Here is a 19,224-nt window from a genome sequence, read left to right as displayed (position 1 = left end):
CAGGCTCTGACGCATTTCCGATGGAAATGCTTCGTAGATTCTATTTAGCTCTTTGCAGCGCCTTTGGCCAGATTCTTCAACTTTTCCAGAGCCGTATCCGGGTTTTCCTGATAGGCGATTGTGCTGCGGAAGCGACCGCCTTTGTCGAGCAGAAATACCGATGCTGTATGATCCATCGTATATTCGCCGTCTTCGCCCGGAACCTTCTTGGCATAGACGTGGTAGGATTTGACCATATCAGCAATATTCTGTGGTGTACCGGTGATGCCAATGATGCGGTCGGAAACGTTACCGACATAGGTCTTCATGACTTCCTGCGTGTCGCGTTCCGGATCAACGGTGATGAAATAAGCCTTGATGTCACTGGCTTCCGGCCCAAGCTGCTTCAGCCAGCCATCAAGCTCATAGAGCGTGGTGGGGCAGACGTCCGGGCAATGGGTGAAGCCGAAAAAGATTGCTGCTGGCGCAGCGCGCAGGTCATTCTCGGTGAAAGGCGTGCCATCCATGGTCACAAGGTTAAGCGGACCGCCGAAGGGTTCTTTAGCCGCTTCCTTGTCTCGGAAAAGATTGAGACCCGCAGCGCCGACGATAACGACGATGAAGGCGATGATGAAGATGGGCAGGAATTTTTTCATGTCCAGTCAGCCTTGAATTTCCGTACGCGCCTTGATGCGCTGATCAACAATCTATCTTTTCTTTATGCGCTGCAGAACGGTCGATATAGCCGCATCCTGCATCATGAAGAGCATGGCGGTAATGTACGGCCATTTGCTCAATTTTCAATAATTTCTGAAACTTTTGACTATTTGTCGCGCGGTGGATAATGGCTCTTCGCACAGTTTGGCTCCTGTCTCATCCGCGTGACCAAAGTTGAACAGCTTCTTCGTTCTTTCTTTTTGCAAGGTTGATCGAACTGATATATTTCGGTCATAAAATTGCAATTTCTTGTGAGGGCAATATTGGAAGTCGATTACGTAATCGCTTGGGTTGACGGGCAGGATCCCGCGCATATGGCTGCCAGAAAAAGGTTCGCGCCAAATTCTGATCGCACGCATTTCGAAGCCGTTACAAACGAACGTTATCTCGATAATGGCGAGATTTATTATAACATCGCTTCCGTCATCAAATTCGCCCCGTTCATCAAGCGCATTTTCATCATCACCGATCATCAGAAGCCCCGTTTCCTCGATGCATTCAAGCATGAGGGCAAATGTGATGCTTCTTTTATCCAGATCGTATCACATGATGATATTTTTGATGGTTTGCCGGCTGCTCGCCCTTCGTTCAACGCCCGCGCTATTGAAGGTGCGATGTGGCGGATACCCGGGCTGTCGGAGCATTTTATTTATTCCAACGACGATTTCTTCGTGAATGCTCCGCTGACAGTATCCGATCTTTATGAGAACGAGCGCCCTGTTCTTCATGGCGATTGGGTGCGACCTGAAAACACACGCTGGAAGTACAAGCTGCGCCATTTGCTTGGCAAGATATCGCGGTATGAATATACGTTTCCGAAATTCCGCATGGCGCAATGGAAAGGCGCTGTCACTGCTGGCATGAAGGATCGATTCATGTCGATCCATCATCACCCACATCCGTTGCGGCGCAGCACGCTGGCGGCTTTTTTCACCGAACGTCCCGATGTTCTGAATCGGCAGGTCGGTTTTCGATATCGCGATATCGAACAGTTCAATACGGTTGCTCTCGCCAATCATCTGGAGATTTTGCGGCACAAAGCTTCTGTTCGTCCGGCGAGAGAACTGGCTTATCTGGATTTTGTCCAGGAAAAACATTGGGCGGAAGAACTTGAGGCGATCGAGGCCGGTTCAGCGCCCTTCGGCTGCGTGCAGGGTTTTGAGCGTTTCGAGCCCGCTTTTCGAGCCCAAATTCACCAGGCCCTCATTGCGAAGTTTGACGATGTTCTGCCGAATGTTATCAAGGATTATCTTTCCGGCGAGCAAGATAGTTCGCAGGAAGCGGCTTAAGCAGTTCGTTCCAGAGCTGACTGCGCTGCAGGGAAGCTTGAGGTGAGTTTGCAATGATGTCGTCAGATGATCTCCGTTTCCAGAACAGCGAACCCCGCATTCATTCGACGGCTCAGCTGAAATCCGTCAAGCTGGGACGGTATGCCGATATTGGCGAGCGTGTGATTCTTCGTGAAGTCACGGTCGGCGACTTCACTTATTTCGAGCGGAACGGCGAGGGAATCTATGCCGAGATCGGCAAGTTTTGTTCAATTGCTGCGAATGTTCGCATCAATGCTCTCGAACACCCGATGGAGCGGCTCACGACTCATAAAGTCAGTTATCGACCGAATGAATATTTTCGTTATCTGGGCGTTGATGGCGAGTTCCGGGCAAGCCGTCAGGAGCAGCGCGTGATCATCGGTAACGATGTATGGATCGGCCACGGCGCGGTCATCACACCGGGCGTTCAGATTGGCCACGGTGCCGTGATTGGCGCGAATGCGGTCGTGACGAAGAATTTGCCACCCTATCATGTGGTCGGCGGTGTTCCCGCTCGTTTCATCCGCAAACGCTTCGATAATGCTGTCATAGACCGACTGCTCGAACTCGAATGGTGGAACTGGTCGGTGGAAAAGCTCTATGAAGCGGTTCCAGACATCCAGACGCTCGAAATCGAGGCGTTTCTGGAAAAGTGGAGCGGCTGAATTCCGGCTCTTGCAAAGCCGCAATTGTTTACCCACCTTGGCATCACAACAGTTCTGGAGGCTGGAAGATATGGTCGGACTGAAGCGTTTTGCCGGGTTGTTGCTTGCTCCCATGTTGGTCGTTGCGGCTTCGGCCGCTCCGGCTGAAGAAGTTGGCAAGGTTGGCGTCGACTGGCTTGGAAACGATATCGTCATCGATGCGGTACAGGACCCGAAAGTGCAGGGCGTAACCTGTCATCTGGCGTCGTTTTCGCGCGGCATGATCGACCGGCTGCAGAAAGGCAACTGGTTTGAGGACCCGTCCAATGCGTCCATCTCTTGCGAGCAGACAGGGCCGATCACTATCGCAGATATCGATCTCGGTAAGGGCGGGGAACGGGTGTTCTCCGAGCGTACAAGCTTGATCTGGAAGAAGCTTGTCATCACGCGCATATACGACAAGACAAACAATACTCTGCTCTATCTCGCCCATGCGACACAGGTTCAGGACGGTTCAGCGAAAACGTCGCTTTCAACCGTGCCGCTTTACAAGGGTGACGTCACATGGGCAAAGGGCAAGCCGGAATAATCCGGCTGCCCTGATCCTTCATCTGTGATGGAAACTAGATCGGCTGGACGAAACTATCGAGAACGCGCTTCTGTCCGGCCTTGTCGAAATCGATGGTCAGCTTGTTGCCGTCAATAAGCGAAATCGTTCCGTTGCCGAACTTGATATGGAACACGCGGTCGCCCGCCTTGAAGGCCGATGGCTTGTCGGCCACTGACTTAGCCACCAGTTCACCGTCAATCGTGCGTCCCTTGATGGAGCCACGACCAGCTCCAAAACCGGAATCGGTCTCGCCATAGCCGATGCGTTCCACTTTGCTGCCCGAACGAGAACCCCAGTTGTTACGGGTGGCATCGGAGCGATTCTGCTGCGCGCGCTGCCAGCCGGGTGTCGAATAGGAATTCTGGAATGGATCAGCCTTGTCGAAGCGGGACTGTCCATAGCCTCCGCCATAACCGCCGTAATTGCCTTCCAGTTCGGCCACTTCCACATGCGCTTCCGGTAGTTCTTCCAGAAAACGGGAAGGAATGGTCGATTGCCACATGCCGTGGATGCGTCGGTTGGAAACGAACCAGATATGCAGGTTTTTCTTGGCGCGGGTCACGCCGACATAGGCGAGGCGGCGCTCTTCCTCAAGGCCGGAACGTCCGCCTTCATCAAGCGCGCGCTGGTGCGGAAACAGGCCTTCTTCCCAGCCGGGAAGAAAGACGGTTTCAAACTCCAGACCCTTGGCCGAATGCAGCGTCATGATGTTGACGGCATCCAGATCCTCGTTCTGTTCGGCGTCCATGACGAGTGCGACATGCTCAAGGAATCCACGCAGGCTCTCATATTCCTCCATGGAACGGATCAGTTCCTTGAGGTTTTCAAGCCGGCCCGGTGCTTCTGCCGATTTGTCATTCTGCCACATGGCCGTATAGCCGGATTCATCCAGAATGGTTTCGGCCAGTTCCGTATGCGGCGTGTTGTCGATCAGGGACTGCCAGCGCAGGAAATTCTCGACCACTTCGCGCAGTGCGGAGCGTGGTTTCGGCTTCAATTCCTCGGTTTCAATGAGATCGCAGGCCGCGGAAAACATCGAAATATCGCGTGCACGTGCATAGTCATGGATCTGGCGGATCGCGGCTTCGCCCAGACCACGCTTAGGCGTGTTGATGATGCGTTCCAGCGCCAGATCGTCTGCCGGTTGTGCAACGACACGCAGATATGCCATCGCATCACGGATTTCGAGCCGCTCGTAGAAGCGCGGGCCGCCGATGACGCGGTAATTAAGGCCGAGCGTGACAAAACGGTCTTCGAATTCACGCATCTGGAAAGAAGCGCGGACGAGGATCGCCATGTTGTTGAGGAGATGCCCCTGACGCTGGGCCTGCTCAATGGCTTCGCCGACAGCACGAGCTTCCTCTTCCGAGTCCCAGGCCGCATGAACTTTGACCCGTGGATCGTCTGGATTGGGTGCTTCGGTAAACAGCGTTTTGCCTAGGCGACCCTCGTTATGTGCGATCAGGTGGGCGGCTGCACCGAGGATATGCGCTGTGGAGCGGTAATTGCGCTCAAGCTTGATGACGACTGCGCCCGGAAAATCCTTTTCGAAGCGAAGAATATTGTCCACTTCTGCTCCGCGCCAGCCGTAAATCGACTGATCGTCGTCGCCGACGCAGCACAGGTTTACCTGTGCTGATTTGTTTGCGCTCACGCTGTCGCCGCTGCGCGGCTCGCTCCGCGGGGGCGCGCCATCAGGCGCGACGCCCGGTCGGGCTTGCCGACCTTCGGTCGGAATAGGCGCTGGTGCTGTGTTACGTGTCTGCGGCCTTTGCGCCAACAGACGCAGCCACAAATATTGCGCCGTATTCGTATCCTGATATTCGTCCACCAGAATGTAGCGGAACTTCGCGTGATATTCGCGCAGGATATCCGGATGATTGCGGAAGATACGGATCGGATGCAGCAGAAGATCGCCGAAATCGCAGGCGTTCAATGTGCGCAGGCGCTCCTGATAGGCCTGATAAAGCTCGCGGCCACGACCGTTGCCGAACGAGCGCGCATCGCCTTCCGGAATATCGGATGGCCCGAATCCCTTGTTCTTCCAGCCATCGATCATGTTGGCGAAGGTGCGGGCAGGCCAGCGCTTGTCATCAAGCCCTTCAGCCTGAATGAGCTGCTTGATAAGCCGGATCACGTCGTCGGTGTCGAGGATCGTGAAATCCGATGTCAGATTTGCAAGCTCCGCATGGCGACGCAAAAGCTTGACACCGATCGAGTGGAACGTGCCGAGCCACGGCATGCCTTCGACTGCGCCTCCGACCAGATGACCGATACGCTCCTTCATTTCGCGCGCGGCCTTGTTCGTGAAAGTCACGGCGAGAATCTGGCTTGGATAGGCAAGGCCGGTGGTCAGAATATGTGCAATACGCGTTGTCAGAACGCGCGTTTTTCCCGTGCCCGCACCGGCAAGCACCAGAACAGGACCTTCCGTCGTCAGGACTGCCTGACGTTGCTCGGGGTTCAACCCTTTCAGGTAATCAGGCTCGCCACGCTGCTGGTTGCGTGCTGCCATGGCACGTGCGGCAATGCCACCGGGAGCAGGCGTGCGGCCTGCCGGAGCGTCGTCATCGCCGAAAAACGGCATATCGTCGGGAAAGTCAGACATTTGACCCGAATGTAATGATTCGTGGCTGAAAGACCAGCGAAAGGGTTAAAATATTCGACTACTCTAATTGAGTGACGCGACGATCCGTAAAGTTCAGGCGATGCGAGGCCAGTGCTTCCACAAGTCCGCGCAGTTCCGGTTCGCGCTGCAACAGATCATCGAGTTCCGTCATCTGGTTCATCGCGATCAGCCGCAGAATGTCGTCCCGGATGGTCCCGTCAGCGCGCCGGGGCAGATGGGCAACCGGCTGGATCAGTTCAACCTTCTGGCCTTTCAAGCGCGCGCGCAGGCTTTTTTCGTCGGCGTTGAGAGTCTCCACGAAAGCATAGATGCCGACGCCCTTGGCTGGCAGCGAATAAAGCGCGAGAGCTACATCCGAGACACGCGGATCAGATTTGAGGGCCGCCTGAATTGCAGGACCTTCATTGTCGATCCGGTCACCGGTGCCTTCGCCGTCCGACCAGCTGAAAATGCCGCGCGTGATGAAGTTGTAGACTTTCTTGCCTGTCGCCAGCCAGATGCGCGACGGCAGCGAACGGCGCGCCAGAATGCGCTTTTCCGTTGGTGTCATCATGTCCTTTGCGAAAGCACGCTTCTGCTTGATGAGGTGGCGAAAATCCTCATAGGCCATCAGGCGATAGAGCGCGCCACGACGACGATGCACGCTTGCAAGCTGGAAATCGATGACTGCAGCTTCACCTTCAGGCGTCATCAGCCAGTTTTGCGGTTTGGCGAGGTCGTTGTGGGTAACGCCAAGACGGCGCATATCGCGCAGGATGCGGTGCGCGGTGCGATACCATTTCGGATCGGACGGGCGCGCAAGATGCAGCGGTGTGCCTTCCGTCCAGGATCGATACAGCCCGTCCTTATCGACGGCGAGGAGCTGCGGGACACCTTCAATGCCGCGTACAGTCTTGAGGCCACGGATTTCGCGCCGGGCCAATATCCATGCCAGCGGCTTCGACCACCAGGGAGCAGCGCTTACGACACGACGGATGATACGGGTATCGGGATCGCCTACGAAATAACCGGCATGGGTTTCCGAGAACACGTCGCGCTTGAACACGGCGGTTTCGACAAAATCCGGTATTTGATCGCCTTTCAGGGGCACATCTATATTGGGGTTCTGAACCATAAGGCTCCACTAGTGGATTGCATCCGATCAATCAAGTTTGATGGCGGACAACCCTTATTGCAATCACGTGATCGAAGGCGCACAAGGAACGCACAGATTTCGTGCGGCTCATCGGGGAAATGCAGAGAATGGCACAGGGCGACGACAGCAAGCAGGCGATTGCGCAGATCATCCGGCAGGAACAGGCGCTTATTTTTCCGTCATTTGACGAGAATGAAGCATTCGCGCTTGGTCATCGCATTCGCGATATCGCCGTGAAGGAAAAGCTCGGCATTGCCACCGAAATTTCCCTGTGGGACCGGCAATTGTTTTATGCGACGACCGCCGGAAGCACAGTGGACAATCAGGAATGGTTGCGCCGCAAGTTCAATGTCGTGCGCCGCTTTCATGCTTCGACCTATCGTCTTGTTCTGGAACAGAATCGCGACGATCGCATGTTTGCTCTCCATAAAGCATTGAATGTCGAAGATTACGCGCTGGCGGGCGGCGGATTTCCGATCCGCGTTGCAGGGGCAGGCGTAATCGGCGCAGTAATCGTATCGGGGCTGCCGCAGCGCGAGGACCATAATCTGGTGATCCGCGCCGTTGCCGAGCATCTTGGACAAGACCCGGTCGCATTGGCGTTGCCTGCCGTTTGACTATGAATTTCGGAGAATGAACGATGTCGCTTGAAAATGTTGTCGCGCTTGCACGCAATGAGAACGGTATTGCAGCAGCAGTGGGTATTCTCAAGCAGCGTTTCGGTGAGCGTGCGCAGACCGGTCAGGCTATCCGCGAGCAGCACGGTCACACGACGACCTATGTACCGACACAGGCGCCGGACATCGTCATCTTTGCGGAGACTGCGCAGGAGGTGCAGGATGTTGTGCGTATCTGCGCCGAACATCGCGTTCCGGTTATCGCCTTCGGCGCCGGTTCGTCGCTCGAAGGGCAGGTGAATGCGCCCGCTGGTGGTGTCTCTCTTGACCTCACGCGCATGAACAGGGTGATTGCGGTGCACGCGGAAGATCTGGATTGCGTGGTGGAACCGGGCATTACGCGCCGGGAACTGAATGAATATCTGCGCGATACGGGACTGTTCTTTCCGATTGATCCGGGTGCCAATGCCACGCTGGGCGGCATGGCTTCCACCCGTGCGTCCGGTACGAATGCAGTGCGTTATGGGACCATGCGCGAGAATGTGCTGGCGCTGAAAGCCGTGATGCCCGATGGGCGGTTGATCGAGACTTCCAAGCGCGTGAAGAAGACGGCTGCGGGTTACGATCTCACGAGGCTGCTTGTCGGAGCCGAGGGAACACTTGGCATCATCACCGAACTGACATTGAAACTACAGGGGATACCGCAGGCGATCTCCGGTGGTATCTGTCCTTTCCCGGATGTGGATTCGGCTTGCCGCACGGTGATTGAAACCATCCAGATGGGTATCCCCGTTGCACGTATCGAGCTTGTAAACACGCTTCAGATGCAGGCGCTGATCCTCCATTCCAAACTGCCTTATGAGGCACAGCCCTATCTGTTTGTCGAGTTCCACGGCACGGAAAGCGGCGTTGCCGAACAGGCGGAATTGTTTGGAGAAATTGCTGCAGGCAATGGTGGGGGCAATTTCCAGTGGACCCACGATGCTGAGGAACGCGACCGGCTATGGCGGGCGCGTCACGACGCCTATCTTGCGTCCTTTCTGCTGAGGCCCGGTTGCAAGGGCGTTTCCACCGATGTCTGCGTGCCGATTTCACGTCTTGCAGACTGCATCGGCGAGACGGAAAAGGACCTTGCCGAAACAGGTCTTATAGCGCCGATTGTCGGGCATGTGGGAGATGGTAATTTCCACCTTCTCCTGCTTCTCGATACAGAAGATGCCAGCGAGATGGAGCGTGCCGAAGCTTTCATGGATCGGCTGACCAAGCGCGCCATTGCCATGGAGGGAACCTGTACCGGCGAGCATGGCATCGGGCAGGGCAAGATGAAGTATCTGGCCATGGAGCTGGGCGAAGCCACGGACTACATGCGAACCATCAAGAAAGCGCTCGATCCCGACAACATCATGAATCCGGGTAAAATACTGATTTCCTGATTCAAATCAGCCGTTTGGACGGGTTTGCCAAGAGTTTGATTCAGGCAGGCGTGCATATCGATGTGGCTGTGATGCAATTTGCCTTGTTGTCGCCGGATCGATGCCGTTATGTTGCGCAGATAAAGACAGCGTGATTCACTCTTTGTTTCGCGCTAACTTGCAATCTGTTTGACCGGAGCTGGTTCTTGGGCCGCATATTCGTCATCGTCGGCGGGCTTTTCGTGCTGCTGTTGACGGCAGCACTTGTCGTGCCGCCTTTTGTTGACTGGAGCGGCTATCGTGCCGATTTCGAGCGCGAGGCCAGCCGTGTTTTGGGGCGCCCTGTCAAGGTCGCTGGTGACGTCAGCGCACGGCTTTTGCCGTTTCCTTCCGTCGCGTTCTCTGATGTGCGTGTTGGGCCTGATGCAGCTCATCCGGTGATGACCGTCGATACGTTTTCGATGGACGCCGAGCTGATGCCGTTTCTGCGCGGCCAGCTTCTGATTTTCGATATGCGTGTGGATCGTCCACAGGTTACAATTTCTCTCGACAAAAGCGGCAAGGTTGATTGGGCAATCCGCCCGTCGACGCCGCTCGATCCGACGAAAATCAGGCTGGAACGGCTTTCCGTCAGTGACGGAACAATTACCCTTCGCGAAGAGGCAAGCGGTCGCAGTCATACAGCTACCGAACTTGATGCTGTGATCTCCGCAAACAGTCTTGCAGGTCCATGGCAGGCAAACGGAAGTCTCGTTCTTCAGGGCGAAAAGCTGGCAATCGACCTAACGAGTGGCGAGGCAAAGCCGGACGGGTCGCTGCGCGTTCGCGCACGTATTTCGCCAAAAGCAATCCCGGCTACTTTCGAGACCGATGGCGATGTGACCGTGACTGAAGGTCGGCTCGACTATGCCGGTGACTTTTCGCTCCGCTCTTCCGATATGGTTGCCAAGACGACTAAGGATCAGAAAACGCCGACGGAAACACCCTTCTTCAGTGGTGTGCGCGTAACCGGTCAATTCAAGGCGGATCGCAATCGCTTCGATGCCAGCGAATTTCGGATGGAGCAGGGGCCTGCCGACAATCCTTATGTGGTGAATGGCAAGGCATTCATCGATTATGGCGACAAGCCGCGTTTCGAGGTCAGCGCCGATGGGCAGCAGCTTTTCTGGGGGCCGAATGAAGCCGCCAGTGAAGAACAATCCGGTTCCGTAATGCCGGTGGCTGATCGTATTGCGATAGCGCGTCGTGTTCTCGAACAACTGCCCATTCCGACTATACCCGGCAATGTGGATTTGCGTCTGCCTGCCGTCATTGCAGGTGGTACAACGATACGCTCAGTCACAGTGAGCGCGGAGCCTGACGGAAAGAACTGGAATATTCGTCAGTTCGCTGCTGATCTTCCGGGGCGAACCAAGGTGGAAGCCAAGGGCACGCTCTCGGTTGGCAAGGATTTTGGCTTTAAGGGTGATATGCTTGTTGCGTCGCGTCAGCCGTCCGGTCTCGCAAGCTGGCTGAACGAGACAGTTGACGATTCTGTGCGCAAACTCGAAGGCGCGGGTTTTTCAGGACAGGTCGATCTTCGCGACGGAATGCAGCGGATCGATAATCTCGAAATTGCGTTGGGAAAAACCACACTCAAAGGCTCGTTTGTTCGCGAAGTGAAAGGGTTGGCACAGCCTTCAATTACGCTGACGCTCAATGGCGGAGCGGTGGAAAGCGAAGCGCTGCAAGCTTTTACGGCCTTTTTCTCCAGTGGTGACGGGCTGGGTTTTCTCGATGGCCAATCGCTGAACCTGGCATTCAAGGCAGGGCCTGTCCGCTATCAGGACATGGAAGCGGCCAATGTCGACATGGCGCTCCGGCTGCATGACGGGCGCTTCGATTTCGACCGGCTGCTGGTTGGCGATGTAGCGGGCACGACGCTTACTGCAACAGGCACCTACGAACCCTTCTCCAATACGCCTTCCGGCTCGCTCGATGCGACGATACTGTCTGGAGATCTTTCGCGTTTCCTCTCGCTGATGGCCAACCGCTATCCCCAGCTACCGCTGTTTCATGCGCTTTCGTTGCGTGCGGCGAATTTCCCTGGGCTGTTCGAGGATAGCGAGATCAATGTCATCGCCAATGCGGTGGCGCCGTCCGTGCCTGTGGCGAACAAGACACCTGCTAAAGGCGCGGCATCCAAGGGTAAGAGTGCCCGGCCTGCTGAGGCAAACACCAAAAGTGCTCCCGGTGTCGGGGAGTTTTCGTTCAGTGTTACCGGGAAAACAGGCGGCATGAAGCTGGACCTGTCGGGCACGGCGAGCGGTGGCGAGGGTGAGGGCGAGCCGTTGCAGATGCAATTGAACGGCACGGCAACATCAGAGCAAGGCGAGGCGGTACTCGCATTGATCGGCTTGCCTGCCTTGCCGCTTGGGCTTGCTGGTGAACTTACCGCCGACCTGAGCATGCAGGGTGCGCCGAGTGCAGGCATGCGGACATTGCTCAAGCTCACGGCACCAGACGGCTTGGCGACTGCAGACGGTGTGATTTCGCTTGTCGGCGGGGATATCGCTGCCAGCGGCAAAGCCCAGTTGAAGTCTGCGGACCTGCAGCCTTTCATCGCAACGGCTGGTTTCGCGCTGCCCGGATTTGGTGAAGGGCTTTCAGCAGACCTTGCCAGCGATTTTCAGTTCGCAAAGGGTATCTTGCGGTTTCCCAATCTGACAGGAAAGCTGGATGGAGAAGATGTTTCCGCGCGGCTGGAGGCCAATTTTGCCGATAGCGGCCTGCCGCAGTTGAAGGGTGAGGCAAAGCTCGCGACGCTCGAGGTTGATAGTCTTGCTGCTATCATGCTTGGGCAGGATGCATTTGAGCCGGCCAAGCCCACCACGAAGACAATCTGGCCGCGTGGTGCATTCGCGGTCCGTCCGTCCCTGCCGTTATTGCTGGATATGAAGCTCAACGTGGCGCAAGCTCATATGGAAGGGTTCGGGACCGCTACGGAGTTTTCAACGCGGCTTCTGAAGACCATGGATAGTCTTCAGTTGAACGAATTGACCGGCAACTGGGCAGGTGGATATCTGGTTGGAAACGTTTCTCTGAGCAATAGCGACAAGAATGCACTCCTCTCGACAGAGCTCAAATGGAGTGGCGCAAAGCTCAAGGATTTTTACCAGCTAGAGAACGGTTCTGCACCGCTGGGCGGTGTGGTGAAAGCTGCCGTCAATCTGAATGGTAGCGGCGAGAGCGTTGCGGCGCTGGTCGGATCGCTGGCGGGAGCGGCAAGTTTTGACGTGGAGAATTTCACCGTCGACGGTCTGGATGGGGCGGCATTGCCTGCAATGATAGCGGCGGCCGATGCAACGGGCGATCAGTTCTCCGGTTCCGACAAGCTTGCTTCCAAGCAATTTGTCGGCATTGCCGACAAGGCAACCGGGCAGGGCACATTTGCGCCAGGCAACGCGCGGTTTGACTTTACGATCAGCGGCGGTGTCGCACGTATGGCTGCGGCAAATCTGAGCGATGGAAATGCTGCTCTTCTCAGCGATCTGCAATTCGACCTGTCGACACTAGGAATTGGCGGAAACGGTACTTTGACGTTCCAGAACGGGGATGGCGCCGATACAGGTATTTCTCCGCAGGTGGCCTTTTCTCTCGGCGGTAGTTATAGCGCGCCGGAGGTGTCATTCGACAGGCAGCCGCTTGTTCAGTTCCTGACCCAGCGTGCGCTTGAACGCGAACAGGAACGTGTTGAATCCATGCAGGCGAGTTTGATGGAGAAGCAGCGCCTCCGTCGTCAGCTTGGGCTGTTCGAAGCAGATGAAGTGGAACGTGATCGTTCGCAGCGTGAGGACGAGGCGAGACGCCGTGCCGAAGCCAGTGCGCGCGAAGCGGCTCGGAAAACCGCCGCGGAAGCTCAACGGCTTGAGGCTGAGAAGCCGCAAGGCGGACCGGCAGGTGGATCGAAAGATCCTCTGGCATCGCCGGAAGGTGGTCAATCCCTCAACGAATTCCTGAAAAGTCTGGAAACGACGCCTGTGGTGCCTGTACCTCAGCCTTGAATTATTCTGGATTTGAGCCAATCCAGAACATGAAGTCTAAGTGCGGAAGACAGATTGATTGATCTGTCACGCTTGCTGTCGACTTCTGCGATCAGGGCCGCTACGGAAAGCTCTCGTGTGGCCGCAATTTCCTCAACCAGTTCGAAAAACGGGTCTTCAAGCGTATAGCTGGTTGCGTGCCCGCGAATACTGACGGAATGTTTGCGTAAACCTCCTGACGAGTTCACTTTGTCCCGTCCGGCTTATCGTTTTTTTCCAGACGGTTCTGATCCAGAAAACGTTCCGCTTTTGTCGTCTCCGTGCGAGCGAAAGCTTTTTCGGTCTTCGTACGCCCGAATTGAATGCGGTTCTGGTCAGCCTGCTTTTCTTTTTCAGCGCGGGCTTTCTGCTTTTTGAACTGTCTGAGATTGACGATATCGCTCATGGAACCACGCGGAAATGTTGAAGGCTCCTGAAAAATTACCGCGTTTCGGCCCGGTCTCGCAAGCTCGTAATAGGCTGGCTCTACTTCTGCGGATCTTTGGGGTTGGTGAACCACCAGATGGCCAAGGACGCCAGAATCAGAAGTATAAGCCCAACTGTCATCTGCAGAAGCGGAAAGTTGGGTTCGTCTTTTGCCACGAAGAAAGCCGCGACAATGCCGCTTACCCACAATACTGCCTGAGCAATTGCACGAATCATCGAACTCAATCCTGAACTGGTTGCCGTCAGAACAGAGTATAAAGCGCCGGTTTGCTTTTCACCATTGATCACGATCAACAGTGAAACGGAACTGTCCAATCAAACAAACGGACGAAACCAATCGGAGTTCTGGCCCATTATTCACATGAGGATGGTGTGTGCGGAATTACTTTTTCCGGAAAGCATCCAGTGAAACAACATCGGCAGAAGGTTTGGCTTCCTTGTCGGTGCCATCATCTGCATTGTTGTCTTTGGCCGCAGCGGCTTCTTTTTCGGCTGCAGTCTTGCGCGACTTCGATTTAGGCTTTTCTGCCTTCTCGACCGGTGCTTCCGTGGGGAGGATTTCGATAGGCGCTACATTGCCGCCTTCGTCATTGTCGCTTTCTGGCTGTGCGATCGCGACATCGAATTCGAGTTCGAAATTGACCGAAGGGTCGTAGAAACCACGGACGGCAGAAAAAGGTACAGTCAGCTTTTCAGGAATATCACCGAAAGACAGGCCAACTTCGAATAGTTGATCCGTAACGAGCATGTCCCAGAACTGATGCTGTAAAACGATTGTCATCTGTTCGGGATATTTTTCCTTCAGGCGCGAGGAAATTCGCACACCGGGCGCTCCAGTCAGGAACGTGATGAAGAAATGATGGTTGCCTGGCAAGCCGGCCTTGGCCACTTCCGCAAGAACCTTGCGAATGACGCCGCGTAGGGCTTCCTGAGCGAGAATATCGTAACGGATTAGGTCCTGTACCATGGTTTGCTTATCCCACGGATTCGGAGGTCGATGTCAAGTTCGTTCTCGCCGGAACGGATGATATATGATCTGAAAAAGCAATAGGACGACGCCTGTGGCGGAAAGATGTGCAATTTTTGAACGCAATAGGGTGCGCTTGCCTCTATCGACTTCCGAAGGCCATCAGGAACGTGCGTACTCCGTTGACGGCGCTCTTTTCGATGATTGCATCGTCCACACCCTGACCGGTTAGCATATGGTAGTGCGTGTCGGCATTGATGAGCGCCATGAAATGGCGTGCGGCAAGGTCCGGATCGTCGACGCGCAGATGACCATCCATGGCGAGGCGCGCCAGACGGGCTGCTATGGCCGGGATGGCTTGTGCCGGGCCTTTGGTGCTGCAAATATTGGCTGCAAGCGGCAGGTTGGTCTCATTGGCCTGCATTACCTTGCGCAGAAACGCACCGGACGAATCGTATATGCAATTCCGGCTCATGCGGATCGAGAAAGCCACCAGATCGTGCTCCAGATTTTCGCCAGTCTGGGGGAAAGTGGCCAGAACTGCGAACAGGCTCGCGTTCATACGTGCAAGCGCATCCTCGACGACGGCAGCAAGCAAAGCTTCCTTATCGCGATAGTGATTATAGATGGTTTGACGTGACACGCCCGCTTCGTTGGCAATGAGGTCTATGCTCGCGCCTTGAAATCCGTCGCGATTGAAAACACGCGCAGCAGAACACAAAATGAAGTCGCGCTTCATGCACTGTCCGGGCTTTATCACCGCGGAATTCAGGCCCTTTTCGGATACAGCACGCTTCTCGGGCAGGGCGGCCATGTCGATAATGTCAGTAGGCTTCATAACTCCAACATAAGATAGCTTGACGTTTTGGACAATGGTGTCTAATTTGACATCAGTGTCAAATCTGTTTTGACGATGCGTATAGAATGCCTTTCGCTACAGAGTTTTCAAGTGTCGGCCGTAATGGAAAACAGGTCGATATCGTCAAGATGGAACGAAAACCGGTAGCGAATACAAATATTTATCTGTCCTGTACCGATTTTGCGAGCCCGATGGCGCCATCCTCCCAAGCAAAACCGGAGATTCGAAATCGGTGCGGGAACCTCACGAAACATTGATGAAAGCGCGTCCCCCATGGCTTCCAGTCTTGTGCGCAATGCCATTGTTCTTGGCCTTCTTTCCGCCATTGGCCCATTTGCGATCGATATGTATCTGCCAGCTCTGCCCACCATTGCCGCCGATTTGCACGCGGAAACTGGTGCGGTGCAGATGAGCCTTCTGGCCTTTTTCATTGCTCTCGCGGTTGCGCAGCTTTTCTGCGGGCCGCTGTCGGATATGGTCGGGCGTAAACTTCCGCTTTATGGCGGTCTGGTCTTGTTCGGTATCGGCAGCATTGGCTCCGCCGTCGCGACCGATATAGATGTGCTCGTGCTTTTCCGCTTCGTTCAGGGGCTGGGTGCAGCGGCCGGTATGGTCATCCCGCGCGCTGTCGTGCGAGACCTTCACACAGGTATCGAGGCAGCGCGTCTGATGTCGCTTCTGATGCTGGTTTTCTCCATTTCGCCGATTCTGGCGCCGCTGACCGGTTCCGTCATCATCAGCTTCTTTGGCTGGCGTGGTGTTTTCTGGGCGGTTCTGGTCGCTGCCGTTATTGGTATCATCCTGGTGGCCACTGCACAGAAAGAGACGCGGACGGCAGAGGCCCGGCTTGAAAGCAATCTGGGCAGCGCCTTGCGCGGCTACGGTCGTCTGCTTAAGGATCGCTATTTCCTCGGACTGGTCTTTGTTGGCGGCTTTGGCATCGCGTCCTTTTTCGTCTATCTCGCCAACTCGTCCTTCGTGCTTATCGACCATTACGGCCTGACGCCGACGCAATATGCCATCGCGTTTTCGGCCAATGCAGTATCGTTCTTCGGCGTTTCGCAGTTGAACGGCTGGTTGGGGGCACGCTTCGGGCTTCGCCGCGTCATGCGATTCGCCGTTTCCGGATTTGCAGCGGCAATGCTCGCCATGTTCGCCGCCGCACTCATGGGGCATCAGTCGCTCTGGTTGATCGCAGGCTTCCTGTTCGTAGGCTATGGTTTCCTTGGCCTTGTCATCCCAACAACGGCGGTGCTGGCTCTGGAAGACCACGGCGAGATTGCAGGAACTGCTTCTGCGCTGATGGGTACGCTGCATTTCGTGATTGGCGGCGTTGCCATTGGGGTGACAGGCTCGTTCTTTGACGGAACGGCTGTGCCGATGGTCGGCGGAATTGCCGGTTGTGCGCTCACGGCCTTCGTGCTGACGCAGATCGTTCTTTCGCGCAAGGCAAGTGAACTCGATACGGAAGCCGCCGCTGCATAAGTAATGTGAAAGGGAAAGTGGAGGCTTCTGTTGCCAGGTGCCTCCGAACCCCGCCTTAAGGGGCTAACCCTAAGGACTTTAGAGTGGGTTTCCCGCACCGCCATTAGGCAGCGAGAGCATAACCCTGAGCTTTGTTGTCATTTGCAACTACTCAATTGACCCGATAACGGTGGTATCATGCCGAGTAAAAGAGCGATCTTTACACCCTTGTCGATCCTGTTTCGCCCCCGCCACAATACAAACCGATAGGCTGATTTGTATTCTGGTGGAGGCGCCGGGTACCGCCCCCGGGTCCAATGGGTTTATTACACCGTCCATTTATCACCATAGTCAGCTTGCGCCGACACGCCGTATATAGGCGCGGTTGATCATGATTGGAAGAGGGTGCGTAGTTTTTAACGGGTTTTGCCAATAGGCTCCCGACAACCAGCCCTTGTGTTCATTTTTCATTGACAGCCTGCATTTGCTGGTCAATCCTCGCAACATATCGGGGTCGGCAAGTAAATTCTTATATAGCCGGATTCCGTGGCTGAAACGGGGTGCTGATACCCCATTCGAAGGAGAGTGGATATATGAGTGAATATCTCGCGGATGTCCGTCGCTACGATGCCGGTGCCGATGAAGCTGTAGTCGACAAGATCGTCAAGCATCTGGGTATTGCGCTGCGCAATCGCGATTCCTCGCTCGTTTCGGCAACGGACCCGGAAGAATTGAAGCGCGTCCGCACCAATTGGGTTGCCAAGAAACTCGGCGTTGATGACGAAGCTAAGGGTGACGAAGTCGTCGCGCATGTTGCGGAAGTCATGAAGGGTGATCGCAACAAGAATCGCGTTACCTTCTATTATCTGGTCGCCAAGCAGCTCGGAAAACTCGGCGGCCTTTGATCCACAGCGATCTGGTGAATCCGAAGCCCCGGTGCCTTACACCGGGGTTTTTCTTTATAGTGGCTTAAACGAATCGGATTCTGGATCATCCCCCATGCGCACCTATCTCGATCTTCTTCAACATGTGCTGGATAACGGCACCGACCGTGGTGACCGCACGGGTACAGGTACGCGATCGGTTTTCGGATATCAGATGCGCTTCAATCTCGAAGAGGGGTTTCCGGTTCTCACGACCAAGAAGCTGCATCTTCGCTCGATCATCCATGAGCTGCTCTGGTTTCTGAAAGGTGATACGAACATCGCCTATCTGAAGGAAAATGGCGTCTCGATCTGGGATGAATGGGCAGACAAGAATGGCGACTTGGGCCCGGTTTATGGTTATCAGTGGCGCTCATGGCCAGCGCCGGATGGCCGCCATATCGATCAGATCGCGAATCTTCTCAAGATGCTGCATGGAAATCCCAATTCGCGGCGCCTGATCGTATCGGCGTGGAACCCGGCGCTGGTCGATGAAATGGCTTTGCCGCCATGCCACTGTCTTTTCCAGTTCTATGTCGCCGATGGAAAACTCTCCTGCCAGCTTTATCAACGCTCTGCGGACATATTTCTGGGCGTGCCGTTCAATATCGCTTCCTATGCGTTGTTGACGATGATGATCGCGCAGGTTGCCGGTCTGAAACCGGGAGAGTTCATCCATACGCTCGGGGATGCGCATATTTACGCCAATCATTTCGATCAGGCGCGCCTGCAGCTTACCCGAATACCAAAGAAATTGCCGACAATGTGGATCAATCCGGATGTGAAGGACCTCTTTGCTTTCCGTTTTGAGGACTTCCAGCTTGAGGGCTATGAGGCCGATCCGACGATCAAAGCGCCGATTGCTGTCTGAGGCATTCCATGTCCGTACAAGAACCGATTGTTTCAATCATTGTTGCTGCCGCCGAAAACGGCGTCATTGGGCGCGACAATGATATGCCGTGGCGGCTCTCAACCGATCTCAAACGCTTCAAGGCCCTGACGCTCGGCAAGCCGGTTATCATGGGGCGGCGGACTTGGGAATCTATTGGGCGCCCCTTGCCGGGACGGCCCAATATTGTCGTGACGAGGGACAACGGATTTCAGGCTGAAGGTGCAAGTGCTATCGGTTCTCTCGAAGAGGCAATTGCGCTCGGACAAAAACTGGCCGCTGACCTGGGTGTCGGAGAGGTTTGCGTCATAGGCGGTGGGAAAATTTATGCGCAGGCTTTGCCTCTCGCGGACCATATTCACCTGACCCGCGTGCTGGCCGAGATCGATGGAGATACGCATTTTCCAGAAATCGACCTCCAAATCTGGCGCGTCGTTTCGCAGGAGGATGTGCCCGCTGGTGACAAGGATAGTCACCCAACGCGCTATTTTGTGTACGAAAAACGTGCTGTGTAAAGCATAGTTCACGAATTTTGTCGTCTTCGCGTTGAAAGCGGACCTC

The 19,224-nt window shown here is 55.2% G+C and carries 17 protein-coding genes and 1 other RNA gene; 10 read left to right on the top strand and 8 right to left on the bottom strand.

What is annotated here, in order from left to right:
* Positions 1-44: 44 nt before the first annotated feature.
* Positions 45-635 (bottom strand): SCO family protein, encoded by a 591-nt coding sequence (locus KWJ32_RS13105; RefSeq protein ID WP_010659745.1) that lies wholly within the window; start codon positions 633-635, stop codon positions 45-47.
* Positions 636-1,010: 375 nt separating this feature from the next.
* Here KWJ32_RS13105 and KWJ32_RS13100 point away from each other — a divergent pair, with 375 nt between their 5' ends.
* The 3 genes from KWJ32_RS13100 to KWJ32_RS13090 all read left to right on the top strand — a co-directional run bounded on the left by KWJ32_RS13100 (position 1,011) and on the right by KWJ32_RS13090 (position 3,239).
* A complete protein-coding gene (locus KWJ32_RS13100) occupies positions 1,011-1,985 on the top strand; it encodes a hypothetical protein (protein WP_012091764.1) in 975 nt (324 codons plus the stop codon).
* A 53-nt stretch (positions 1,986-2,038) separates the two neighbouring features.
* Positions 2,039-2,671 (top strand): DapH/DapD/GlmU-related protein, encoded by a 633-nt coding sequence (locus KWJ32_RS13095; protein WP_012091765.1) that lies wholly within the window; start codon positions 2,039-2,041, stop codon positions 2,669-2,671.
* Between the two features lie 70 nt (positions 2,672-2,741).
* Positions 2,742-3,239, top strand: a complete 498-nt coding sequence (locus tag KWJ32_RS13090) for a CreA family protein (protein ID WP_010659748.1) — start codon at positions 2,742-2,744, stop codon at positions 3,237-3,239.
* Positions 3,240-3,273: 34 nt separating this feature from the next.
* Here the strand turns inward: KWJ32_RS13090 and KWJ32_RS13085 are convergent, their stop codons facing one another.
* Both KWJ32_RS13085 and KWJ32_RS13080 read right to left on the bottom strand, forming a co-directional pair.
* Positions 3,274-5,868 (bottom strand): UvrD-helicase domain-containing protein, encoded by a 2,595-nt coding sequence (locus KWJ32_RS13085; protein WP_012091766.1) that lies wholly within the window; start codon positions 5,866-5,868, stop codon positions 3,274-3,276.
* 58 nt (positions 5,869-5,926) lie between these two features.
* On the bottom strand, positions 5,927-7,003 hold the full coding sequence (locus tag KWJ32_RS13080) for a serine/threonine protein kinase (RefSeq protein WP_012091767.1): 1,077 nt from the start codon (positions 7,001-7,003) through the stop codon (positions 5,927-5,929).
* Between the two features lie 128 nt (positions 7,004-7,131).
* Here KWJ32_RS13080 and KWJ32_RS13075 point away from each other — a divergent pair, with 128 nt between their 5' ends.
* The 3 genes from KWJ32_RS13075 to KWJ32_RS13065 all read left to right on the top strand — a co-directional run bounded on the left by KWJ32_RS13075 (position 7,132) and on the right by KWJ32_RS13065 (position 13,096).
* Entirely contained in the window at positions 7,132-7,641 is a 510-nt protein-coding gene (locus tag KWJ32_RS13075) for a heme-degrading domain-containing protein (RefSeq protein ID WP_012091768.1), read from the top strand.
* A gap of 23 nt (positions 7,642-7,664) precedes the next feature.
* Positions 7,665-9,074 (top strand): FAD-linked oxidase C-terminal domain-containing protein, encoded by a 1,410-nt coding sequence (locus KWJ32_RS13070; protein ID WP_012091769.1) that lies wholly within the window; start codon positions 7,665-7,667, stop codon positions 9,072-9,074.
* Positions 9,075-9,259: 185 nt separating this feature from the next.
* Positions 9,260-13,096, top strand: a complete 3,837-nt coding sequence (locus tag KWJ32_RS13065) for an AsmA family protein (RefSeq protein WP_012091771.1) — start codon at positions 9,260-9,262, stop codon at positions 13,094-13,096.
* Here KWJ32_RS13065 and KWJ32_RS13060 read toward each other — a convergent pair.
* From KWJ32_RS13060 to KWJ32_RS13045, 4 genes are all read right to left on the bottom strand, one after another.
* Complete coding sequence (locus KWJ32_RS13060; RefSeq protein WP_012091772.1) at positions 13,087-13,323, bottom strand: ribbon-helix-helix domain-containing protein; 237 nt, start codon at positions 13,321-13,323, stop codon at positions 13,087-13,089. The two genes, KWJ32_RS13065 and KWJ32_RS13060, sit on opposite strands and share 10 nt — an antisense overlap.
* On the bottom strand, positions 13,320-13,520 hold the full coding sequence (locus KWJ32_RS13055; RefSeq protein ID WP_012091773.1) for a DUF4169 family protein: 201 nt from the start codon (positions 13,518-13,520) through the stop codon (positions 13,320-13,322). The genes KWJ32_RS13060 and KWJ32_RS13055 overlap by 4 nt, the downstream gene beginning before the upstream one ends.
* A 423-nt stretch (positions 13,521-13,943) precedes the next feature.
* The gene (locus KWJ32_RS13050; RefSeq protein WP_012091774.1) at positions 13,944-14,528 is read right to left on the bottom strand and encodes an SspB family protein; all 585 of its coding nucleotides are present in this window, start codon (positions 14,526-14,528) and stop codon (positions 13,944-13,946) included.
* Between the two features lie 142 nt (positions 14,529-14,670).
* Positions 14,671-15,366, bottom strand: coding sequence for a TetR/AcrR family transcriptional regulator (locus KWJ32_RS13045; protein WP_012091775.1), 696 nt, complete (start codon positions 15,364-15,366; stop codon positions 14,671-14,673).
* Positions 15,367-15,660: 294 nt separating this feature from the next.
* Here KWJ32_RS13045 and KWJ32_RS13040 point away from each other — a divergent pair, with 294 nt between their 5' ends.
* Complete coding sequence (locus tag KWJ32_RS13040) at positions 15,661-16,872, top strand: multidrug effflux MFS transporter (RefSeq protein ID WP_010659759.1); 1,212 nt, start codon at positions 15,661-15,663, stop codon at positions 16,870-16,872.
* Between the two features lie 16 nt (positions 16,873-16,888).
* Here the strand turns inward: KWJ32_RS13040 and ssrA are convergent.
* Positions 16,889-17,256, bottom strand: a transfer-messenger RNA (tmRNA) gene (gene ssrA, locus KWJ32_RS13035).
* 188 nt (positions 17,257-17,444) lie between these two features.
* Between ssrA and KWJ32_RS13030 the strand changes: the two genes are divergently transcribed.
* From KWJ32_RS13030 to KWJ32_RS13020, 3 genes are all read left to right on the top strand, one after another.
* Positions 17,445-17,756: a DUF2853 family protein gene (locus tag KWJ32_RS13030; RefSeq protein WP_010659760.1), complete on the top strand. Its 312-nt coding sequence runs from the start codon at positions 17,445-17,447 to the stop codon at positions 17,754-17,756.
* Positions 17,757-17,850: 94 nt separating this feature from the next.
* On the top strand, positions 17,851-18,645 hold the full coding sequence (locus KWJ32_RS13025; RefSeq protein ID WP_012091790.1) for a thymidylate synthase: 795 nt from the start codon (positions 17,851-17,853) through the stop codon (positions 18,643-18,645).
* Positions 18,646-18,653: 8 nt separating this feature from the next.
* On the top strand, positions 18,654-19,178 hold the full coding sequence (locus tag KWJ32_RS13020; protein WP_010659762.1) for a dihydrofolate reductase: 525 nt from the start codon (positions 18,654-18,656) through the stop codon (positions 19,176-19,178).
* Positions 19,179-19,224 lie beyond the last annotated feature (46 nt).

The sequence above is a fragment of the Ochrobactrum sp. BTU2 genome, assembly GCF_024539785.1.
In the GTDB taxonomy this organism is placed as follows: Bacteria; Pseudomonadota; Alphaproteobacteria; order Rhizobiales; family Rhizobiaceae; genus Brucella; species Brucella anthropi.
This window is presented reverse-complemented; position numbering and strand designations above follow the sequence as displayed.